Origin of the sequence: Staphylococcus sp. GDB20D11A (assembly GCF_016893255.1) — a bacterium.
Taxonomy (GTDB): Bacteria; Bacillota; Bacilli; order Staphylococcales; family Staphylococcaceae; genus Staphylococcus; species Staphylococcus aureus.
Window position 1 is genome coordinate 1 of sequence record NZ_JAFEPJ010000027.1, and the last position, 1437, is coordinate 1437.

General features: G+C 35.3%; 1 protein-coding gene. It reads left to right on the plus strand.

The features are described 5' to 3' along the window. Nucleotides 1–724: 724 nt before the first annotated feature. Nucleotides 725–1437, plus strand: a 713-nt coding sequence (locus JV528_RS12990) for a rolling circle replication-associated protein (protein WP_239477191.1), incomplete at its 3' end; no start/stop codon positions are given.

Genomic DNA, 1437 nt, shown 5'->3' on the forward strand with positions numbered 1-1437 from the left:
AGCAAGAAAGAATAAGCGTAAGTATTGGAGTAGTAATAATTTAACGTTGCCAACTGTATATGGCGTGTCTGATGATTCTGTGATGAAGTTTATGAAGAATGAGTATGATGTCGTTCCAAAGCCTAATTACAGCAATAATGTGTGTGATATTTGGGTGTTCTGGGTGCGTTAATGTGTTTTGTAGCTCTGAAAACGCAAGGGTGGAACCCGTTAAGCGTTTGGGCAGCGCTCAGAGCTACAAAACGACGCGAGAGCGTCTAGAGGTGTTAATACACTGTAAAATCACGTACAAGTGAACTATGAGCGTCTGAGAGCGTCTGAACGTATATTTTGATAATCGTTTATGCCGAGAAAACTTTTGACTTTGGAAAAGAGCTATATGTTATTACAGCTTGTCTGTAAAAGTTGGTGGTGTTTGAATTGGGATTAAGCCAAGTTAACACCAACTAAAAAACATATAGCTCAAAGGTTCCAAGTCCAAAAGGAAATTGGAATAAAAATAAAAAAGAGCGTGCACAGTCTGTGTTAGACCGTACACGCTCTTAGTGCTATTATATAGCTAAACCAATAAAAAAGAGTTACAGCACCCACCGTCCAAAGTTTGTGTTGTAACACATCCGCTTATCAACCTGTATGATACTGTATTCAGTTTATAAAATCAAGTTGATAAACCAGGAAGTGTTGTAACTCTTTTTCAATTCAAAATTGAGAAGGAGTTTTTGTTATGAGAAATAAAATAAAGTTTGTTGAAGATGACCCAAAAATTTGGATGGAGTATCAAAATTTTATGTGGAGCAGGTTGCGGGACCCTTACTTGACATACCCGCAACTTGGCACACACATTTGCGACTACACTGATGATTATAAATATAAGTTAAAAGCCTATAACGACGGGCGTTTGACTGTCATAAAATATAAAAATAAGCGTCGAAAATCTAATAATTATCTAATACAAAAAAATACGTCTAATTCTTATGCGAAATTGACTGAAGACGAACGTTTACAAAGACAAAAAGAGTATATGTTTAGCGTTAAAACAAAAATTAAAGATTTGGTACTAAATAATCATTTCGATATGTTTTGGACGCTTACATTCGATCCAAAAAAATGTGAAAACGCTGTAGAAGATGAATATCGTTTTGAAGAAATGCGTAAGTGGTTAAATAAAATGCGTACAAGACATAATCGTAAAAGTGATGAGCCGTTCATGTACATAGCGATACCAGAGCGTCACAAAAGTGGACTGATTCATTGGCATATGGTTACAGGTAATTTAGAGCCGAATTTAGTCGATTCAGGTAAAACGTATAATAATCAAAAAATTTATAACTCTTCAGATTGGGAACATGGCTTTTCAAATGTGCAAATGATGCGTTCTAAATCAAAAATCAGTAGTTATGTGACGAAATATATTACAAAAGACCTGTTGAATACGCC